Genomic DNA, 7,897 nt, shown 5'->3' with positions numbered 1-7,897 from the left:
GGTCTCCTGATCGACCAGATCGGCGAGGTGCTGCGGCTGCCCGAGGAGGGCCGGGAGGAGAACCCCGTCAATCTCGATCCGCGCATGGCGAAATTCGCCGGCGGCGTGCACCGCCTCGACGGCCAGCTGATGGTCATTCTCGACGTCGATCGCGTGCTCGAACTCCTGCCGAAGGCAGCAATCGCCGCCTAGCCCGTCAACCGTCCCATAGGGGAGACAACAATGAAGAGCTGTCTGGTCGTGGATGACTCCAGCGTCGTGCGCAAGATCGCACGCCGTATCCTGGAGGAGTTGGGCTTCTCCGTCGTCGAGGCGGAGGATGGCGAGCGGGCGCTCGAGATCTGCACCAAGAGCCTGCCGGACGCCATTCTGCTCGACTGGAACATGCCCGTCATGGACGGTTATGATTTCCTCGGGCGCCTGCGCCGGCTGCCGGGCGGCGAAGGCCCGAAGGTGGTGTTCTGCACCACCGAAAACGACATCGATCACATTTCGCGCGCGCTGAACGCCGGCGCCAACGAATACATCATGAAGCCGTTCGACAAAGAGATTGTGGCCGCCAAATTCCAGGAAGTTGGTCTCATCCAGGCGCTGTCAGCCGAATCCGCCTGATCCCTTCGTCTGCCCAGAAGAGGCCGCCCGTGAACCAGCCTGATTATGAGTTCCTGCGCAAGCTGCTTCGAGACAAGTCCGGTCTCGATCTGTCTGCCGACAAGCAATATCTGATCGAGAGCCGCCTGCTTCCGCTCGCGCGCAAGGCCGGCCTGGCCAGCATCAGCGATCTCGTCCAGAAGCTGAAGGACGGGTCGAGCGCCTTGATCAGCCAGGTCGTCGAAGCGATGACGACCAACGAGACGTTCTTCTTCCGCGACAAGGTCCCGTTCGATCATTTCCGCGACGTGATCATGCCGGAGCTCCTCAAGGCGCGCGCCAACCGCAAGTCGATCCGGATCTGGTGCGCTGCTTGCTCGACCGGCCAGGAGCCGTATTCGCTGGCGATGTCGCTCAAGGAGATGGGATCTGCGCTCAGTGGATGGCGCATCGAGATCATCGCCACCGATCTCTCCCAGGAGGTGCTCGAGAAGTCCAAAGCGGGTCTCTACAGCCAGTTCGAGGTGCAGCGCGGGCTGCCGATCCAGCTTCTGGTCAAATATTTCAAGCAGGCAGGCGAACTCTGGCAGATCAATTCCGACGTGCGCGGCATGGTCCAGCATCGCCAGCTCAATCTGCTGCACGACTTCTCACAGCTCGGCACGTTCGACGTCGTGTTCTGCCGCAACGTGCTGATCTATTTCGATCAGGACACCAAGATCAACATCTTCGGCCGGCTCGCCAAGCAGATGGAGCCGGACGGCTTCCTCGTACTCGGTGCTGCGGAGACCGTCGTCGGCCTCACCGACGTGTTCAAGCCGCTCGCGGACCGGCGTGGCCTGTATCGCCCGAGCGGGATCGCTTCCGCGGCGAAGGCGCCGGCTCCGGGAATGCCCAGGATCGCGGCCGCGGGCAACTAGATGTTCCCGCAGCCCAATAGAGCAGGACGCGAAGATGTCTGACGACAACAAAGGTACGGAGCGCGTCACCTTCAGCCGCGGTTACGATGTCTGCATCATGGGCATCGACGGGACCTGGCGCAGGGACTGCCAGCTCAACGCCATCTCGGACACCGACGCGGTGCTGACGGTCGAGGGATCGATCCAGGGATTGAATCTGAAAGAGTTCTTTCTGCTGCTGTCCTCGACGGGGCTCGCCTACCGCCGCTGCGAGCTGGTCCGGGTCAACGGCTCCGAGATGGACATCCAGTTCATCAAGGGAAAGAACAAGAAGAAACGTGGCAACGCTTCCGCCGGCCAGGAAACGACCGTCAACTAGTTCGCCTTGCGGCAGCACGGCGCATTGCTCGCCCGCCGCTCGGGAAACTTCCGCGCGCGGAGCGACGAGGAGACGCGCCAGCCCGGGTCCTGCGCAAGTCCTAAGACGCGTGGCCTTTTTTCGGAGAGCCGCTTTACGTCGCCGCAGGGTCGGACGTGTATGACAATGACGTCGGTCAAATTTTCCAGGGACGGCCAATGCCGGTCATGAGTTCGGAACTTGCATCCAGCCGGTCGGAGCGCGCCGATGATGGCGAACGGCGCGCGCTGCAGCTCTTGGTCGTCGACGACGACGCCGCGCAGCGGACGCTGATCGCGCTGGCGGCCAAGCAGGCCGGCCACGCCGTGACGGTCGCGGCCACGTGCAGCGATGCGATCCGCGAGGTGCGCAACAACCGCTTTGACTGCGTGACGCTCGATCTCATGCTCGAGGATGGCGAGGGGACCGAGGTCCTCAAGGTCATCGCAGATACCCGCTTCGCCGGTTCCGTGATCGTGATCAGCGGCATGGATGCGGCGAAGCGAATTGAGGCCCGGGTGTTCGCGCGCTCGCTCGGAATCGACCTGCAGAGCCTGCCGAAGCCAGTCGATCTGGCGGCGTTGCGCATCTGCCTGGCGAATCTCGGCAAGACTGCGCTCGGCCTGCCCGTGGTTCACACCTGGGGCGGCGTCGCAGCCGAAAGTGTTGCCGCGAAGCATCGGTCCTGACAGAGCTGCATCGGCGCAAGCCGCGGTCCAGGGCGCACAATCCTATGCAACGTCCGAATCCCGCCGATCTCTGATCAAAACGAGGGCAAGGCCGGCTGACGGCTGTACCTCTTGTGTCAAATGCCGTGCAGATTTTCGTGGGCTGAGGGCCGTGCACGCGTCCGCCGCCGAGCATGTCTGTGGGCGTGGTGCACGCGGGCAACGCTGATGCGATCAGAGTTTGATGTCGATCATGACGCTGTCGGCGTCGATGTGTTTTTGCAAGGCAGCATGCTGCCCGAGACGACTGCCTTGAGATCGTGTCCAGATCATGGTCTCGTGAAGGCGATCACCGATCTGCAGCTACTACTTGTGGGTTAGGATCATAAACCGTACAAATACGGGTGCCCAAAGCACCCGACGAGTATGGTATCATAAGACGCGCTTTCATTGTTTCTTCTCCTTTGCAAGAGCAATCGCCCATGGCCGAACAAACAACTTCCCGCGGAGAGATTTTTGTCGTCGATGACGACCCAGCCGTGCGCGACACCCTCTCGATGGTCTTGTCGGCAGGTGGGTATGAAGTGATCTGTTTTGCGGACGGCGCCGCGCTCCTGGCGGTGGCGCGGAGCAGGACACCGGCCTGTATCCTGCTCGACGTGCACATCCCCGGAAAGTCCGGTCTCGACATTCTCAGGGAACTGCACGGCGAGGACTATCCGGCTCCGATCTTCATGATCTCGGGCCAGGGCGACATCCCGATGGCCGTCAATGCGATCAAGAACGGGGCGCTCGACTTCATCGAGAAGCCGTTCCGCGGCAGTGAGATCGTGGCCCGTCTGAACGAGGCGATCGGCGCGTTCGCGCGGCGGCAGAAGGAGAATGCCTCGCCGAAGATCGGCTCGCTGCATTTCCCCGGCCGCGAGCCGCTGACGCGGCGCGAGCGCGAGGTCCTGGAACAATTCACGGCGGGGGCCTCGAACAAGGAGGCGGGGCGCACGCTGGGCATCAGCCCGCGCACGATCGAGGATCACCGCGCCAACATCATGAAGAAGCTCGGCGCGCGCAACGCGGCCGATCTGATCCGCATCGTGATGACGGCGTCGCGCGCCAATTGAGCCGATGGCCGGGCCGCCCGCACGGGGCCTCAAGCTGGAGTAGCGGCAACCGCAAGCGCCAGGCCGCATTGGCCAAGCCTCGTTTTTCAAGCCTGGTTTTTCAAGCCTCGGTCGCGGCGAGCGCCTTGCGGATCATCTTGGCGAGCTCGGATTTGCGGTACGGCTTCGGCAGCAGAAGAATTCCTTCGTCGAGCCGGCCGTGATGCACCACGGCATTCTCGGTGTAGCCGGAGGTGAACAGGACCCGCTGCGTCGGACGAATCCGCTGGATCTCGGATGCGAGCTGGCGGCCGTTCATCGTCCCCGGCATGATGATGTCGGTGAAGAGCAGATCGAACGGCTCTCCGGCATTGGTGATCGCCAGCGCTTCGGCGGCATTGGCCGCCTCCAGCGTCGCATAGCCCAGTGCATGGAGCTGGGCGAGAACGTAGCCGCGCACCAGCCGGTCGTCCTCCACCACCAGGATCGTCTCCTGGCCGCCCTGGATCGCCGGCGCGTCGCCCGAGGGCTGCGTGATCGCTTCTTCGCTGCCCGGCGGCAGGTACATCCGGATCGTGGTGCCGTGGCCCTCTTCGCTGTAGATCCTGATGTGGCCGGCCGATTGCTTCACGAAGCCGTACACCATCGACAATCCGAGCCCCGTCCCCTTGCCCGGCCCCTTCGAGGTGAAGAACGGATTGAACACCTTGTCGATGATGGCGGCGGGAATGCCGCTGCCACTGTCGCTCACCGCGATCATCGCATAGCGACCGGGCCGCACGTCGTCGTAGAGACTTGCGTAGTTCTCGTCGAGGTCGGCCCAGCCGGTCTCCAGGATGAGCTTGCCGCCATTCGGCATCGCGTCGCGGGCATTGAGCGCGAGGTTGATGACCGCCGTGGCGAGCTGGTTCGGATCGACATGCGCCACGCAGGTCTCGTCCTGGAAGACGGACTCGATCTCGATCTGCTCTCCGAGCGTCGGCCGCAGCAGCTTGGCCGTGTCGATCATCAGCGTGTTGACGTCGACCTCGCGCGGCTGCAGCGGCTGCCGGCGCGCAAAGGCGAGCAGATGCTGGGTGAGATCGGCCCCGCGCGCGGCGGCCTCGTCGATCATCCTGGTGATCGCGGCGAGCTGCGGCTCCTTGGCCACGGCCGCGGCGAGAATCTCGATCGTGCCGGTGATCACGGTGAGGATGTTGTTGAAGTCGTGCGCGATGCCGCCGGTGAGCTGGCCGATCGCTTCCATCTTCTCGGACTGGCGGATCCGCTCCTCGGTCGCGATCTTGTCGGTGAGGTCGCGGAAGAAGCCGTTCAGCACGAACCCGTTGCGGGTCTTCAGCGCGGTCACGCTGAGCTCGGCCTTGAACTCGCGGCCATCGCGCCGCTTCACCATGACCTCGCGTCGGCGGCCGACGCCGAGTGCGCTCGCTTGTCCGGTCATCAGGATGCGGCCGAGCGCGGCGCGCAGCTCCTCGCCGACGTCCCCGACCGTGATCACGTCGAAGACGTCCTTGCCGATGATCTCGGCGCGCGACCAGCCGAAGATCTTCTCGGCCTGGGAGTTCCAGTTGAGAATGGCCCCGTTGTCGTCGACCTGGACGAAGGCATCGAGCGCGGTCTCGACGATGTTGCGGGCGAGCTGTTCGCTCTCCCGGAGCGTCTCCTGCGCCAGCCGGCTCTCGGTCATGTCGCGGCCGATGAAGAAGTGGCGCTGCACCGGCTCCGACCAGTTCGAGGTCCAGGACAGCGTCACCACGCGGCCGTCCTTGTGGACGTAGCGGCAGTCGGAGGTGCGCGCCCGAAGGCCGAGGCGCGAGGCGCGAAGCTCCTCGCGTGCTTTGGGTAGATCGTCCGGGTGGATGAAATCCGCGCCGCTGCGGCCGATCATCTCCGCCGGCGTATAGCCGAGAATCGCCTCCACACTCGGTGAGACCTGAACCAGGATGCCATTGCGGTCGGTGATGAGGATCAGGTCCTGCGACGTCTCGAAGATGCGCCGCCGTTCCTCGGTCTGCTGGCGCAGCGCCAGTTCGGTCCGGCGGCTCTCGGTGACGTCGCGTGCGATCTTGGAGGCGCCGATGATCTGGCCCGTCGGTGATTTGATCGGCGAGACGCTGAGCGAGACCTGGACCAGCTCACCGTCCTTGCGGATCCGCACCGTCTCGAAATGCTGGATCCGCTCGCCGCGGGCCATGCGCGCCAGAAGGTCCTGGGCCTCGGCCATGCGCTCGGGCGGCACGAGGAAATCCGCAAGGCGGCCCACGGCCTCCTCGGCGGAGTAGCCCAGCATGGCCTCGGCTGCCGGATTCCAGGCGGTGATGGTGCCGTCCAGCGACAGCGTCACGATCGCGTCGTTCGACGATTCCACCGCGGCACTGTAGAGCCGTTCGCGGGCGGCGAAATGGTCGCGCGCTGCTTCGGTCAGGTAATGCTCCTGGACCTCGCGCTCGAGCTCGGCGGTCTTGGTGCGAACCTCGTCCAGCACGCGGGCGAAGGCGCGCGCCAGCACGCCGGTCTCGCCGACCGCCTCGAGCGGGATATTCACCGCCTCGCCGCGCCCCACGCCCTCGACGGCCTGGGTCAGTTGGTTGATCGGCCGCGTCAGCGAGCGCGCGACCACGAAGGCGAGCGCGGCCGCGCACAGCATCGCGATCAGGCCGACCTCGATCGCCGTCTTGCGGATGGCGAGGGCGGGCGCCATGAAGGCGGTGTTCGGGATCGTCTCGATCACCGCCACCCATTCCTGTCCCGCGAGCAGCGCCGGCGCGAAGGCGACACCGCCGGGACGATCGGCTTCGTCGTGCAGGATCTGCGCGAAACCCTCGGCGCTGCCGGTCGCGCCGGCGAGCGTCGGAAAATCGTCCTGCCATCGCGTCGATCGGCCGCGTTTCGAGGCGAATTCCCGGTCTGATTCGGGATGGAAGAGATAGTCGCCGCGGGCGTTCACGACATAGAGCTGCGCGCCCGGGCGGGCCGCCGTGCGCAGATGCGCGAAGATCGGGCGCATGTCGAGATCGACGATCAGGATCGCGTACGGCTTGCCGTCCGGCGCGAACACCGGCGTGCCGACGCACAGCATCGGCACGCCTGTCTTGGGGTCCGTCGTGTTGCCGTCGAGAATGATCGGCGAGAGCCGGATGCCGCCGGGCGGCAGGCTCAGCGTCTCCTTGATGTAGTTGCGCTCGCCGCGCGTGATCAGCTCGTTCTCCGGAACGATCCGCACCGTGTTGCCCGGCCCGAGCCGGTCGACCCGGATCAGCTCGCGATAATCGTTCTCGATCCCGACCAGGCGGATCATCGCGTAGGTCGGCTTGGCCTGCAGCTCGGCGAAGTAGCGCGTTGCGACCCGCTCGCGCCACGACTGCGCCGGCAGCCCTTCGCGGGGATCGGGAGCCCCCGTCTTCAGCGTGCGCATCAACGTCGCCAGATTCGGCGAGGCGCGATAGCCGTTGATGTCATTCCGGGCGCTGCCGACATAGTTTTCGAGCTCGGTCGCCATCAGCCGCGAATGCGACTCGATTCGATCGAGCGCGCGCGGCAACAGCGCCCGCTCGAGGCTGCGATAGCCGAGCCAGCCGACGGCGAACACCGCGATCGCGACCAGCAGGATCATCGCGATCGCCAGCCGCGTCGTCAGCGTGAGGCGGCCGCCGAACCGCGGCGCCTCGCTCGCGCGCTGCGCGCCGCTGAGCAGGAGCCCTTCGGTTCGGCCGTCAGGATTTCGGAACAGCATCTTGGCCTGGCCGGGGTCGAGCAGCCCGATCGCCTGCCGATGCCAGGCATTCGGAAACCATCGTCAGGAGGGCTGCCGGTTTGAATGGCTTGGGCAATGCGGACACCGCTCCCAGCCTGGTGGCCATGGTAAGATAGTCGGGCTCGGTCACCGAGGTCGGGGTGTGGGCACGTCCCGAGGTCATGATGATCGGAACGCCCGGCGTGTGCTTGAGGATCAAGCGCATCGCCTCCAGCCCGTCCATGCCCGGCATGAAGATGTCCAGGATCACCAAGTCAAAGCTCTCGCTCTTGAAGCGGACGAGTGCCTTCTGGCCGTCGCCGGCGATGCCGACGACGTGACCGGCCCGTTCGAGCACGCGCTGAATTGTCAGCTGCATGAGCGGATCGTCGTCCACGACCAGAATCTTCGCCACGCTCCGCATCTCCCGATTGGCTGGCAGCAAGACCAACGGTCAGTTGTAAGGTTTTGCCCAATTCGCGGCGCGCCGCAAGCGTTTCGCCGGGCAAGTC

Annotated in this window: 8 protein-coding genes; 6 read left to right on the top strand and 2 right to left on the bottom strand. The window is 65.0% G+C overall.

Annotation, left to right across the window (positions count from 1 at the left end):
- From ACQR0W_RS27915 to ACQR0W_RS27890, 6 genes are all read left to right on the top strand, one after another.
- Positions 1-192, top strand: a 192-nt coding sequence (locus ACQR0W_RS27915) for a chemotaxis protein CheW (RefSeq protein ID WP_316205868.1), incomplete at its 5' end; no start/stop codon positions are given.
- A 30-nt stretch (positions 193-222) separates the two neighbouring features.
- Positions 223-612: a response regulator gene (locus ACQR0W_RS27910; RefSeq protein WP_315716971.1), complete on the top strand. Its 390-nt coding sequence runs from the start codon at positions 223-225 to the stop codon at positions 610-612.
- Between the two features lie 29 nt (positions 613-641).
- Entirely contained in the window at positions 642-1,511 is an 870-nt protein-coding gene (locus ACQR0W_RS27905) for a CheR family methyltransferase (protein ID WP_315716972.1), read from the top strand.
- A 34-nt stretch (positions 1,512-1,545) separates the two neighbouring features.
- A complete protein-coding gene (locus tag ACQR0W_RS27900) occupies positions 1,546-1,869 on the top strand; it encodes a PilZ domain-containing protein (protein ID WP_315716973.1) in 324 nt (107 codons plus the stop codon).
- Positions 1,870-2,066: 197 nt separating this feature from the next.
- The gene (locus ACQR0W_RS27895) at positions 2,067-2,576 is read left to right on the top strand and encodes a response regulator (protein WP_315716974.1); all 510 of its coding nucleotides are present in this window, start codon (positions 2,067-2,069) and stop codon (positions 2,574-2,576) included.
- Positions 2,577-3,037: 461 nt separating this feature from the next.
- Entirely contained in the window at positions 3,038-3,673 is a 636-nt protein-coding gene (locus ACQR0W_RS27890; RefSeq protein ID WP_315717165.1) for a response regulator transcription factor, read from the top strand.
- A gap of 100 nt (positions 3,674-3,773) precedes the next feature.
- Here the strand turns inward: ACQR0W_RS27890 and ACQR0W_RS27885 are convergent, their stop codons facing one another.
- A complete protein-coding gene (locus ACQR0W_RS27885) occupies positions 3,774-7,385 on the bottom strand; it encodes a PAS domain S-box protein (RefSeq protein WP_316169908.1) in 3,612 nt (1,203 codons plus the stop codon).
- Positions 7,366-7,800, bottom strand: a complete 435-nt coding sequence (locus tag ACQR0W_RS27880; protein ID WP_315750724.1) for a response regulator — start codon at positions 7,798-7,800, stop codon at positions 7,366-7,368. The genes ACQR0W_RS27885 and ACQR0W_RS27880 overlap by 20 nt, the downstream gene beginning before the upstream one ends.
- Positions 7,801-7,897 lie beyond the last annotated feature (97 nt).

The organism is Bradyrhizobium sp. HKCCYLRH1034, from assembly GCF_051168375.1.
Classification (GTDB): Bacteria; Pseudomonadota; Alphaproteobacteria; order Rhizobiales; family Xanthobacteraceae; genus Bradyrhizobium.
The sequence above is the reverse complement of the archived record's forward strand: the minus strand, read 5'-3'. Positions and strand labels throughout refer to the sequence as shown.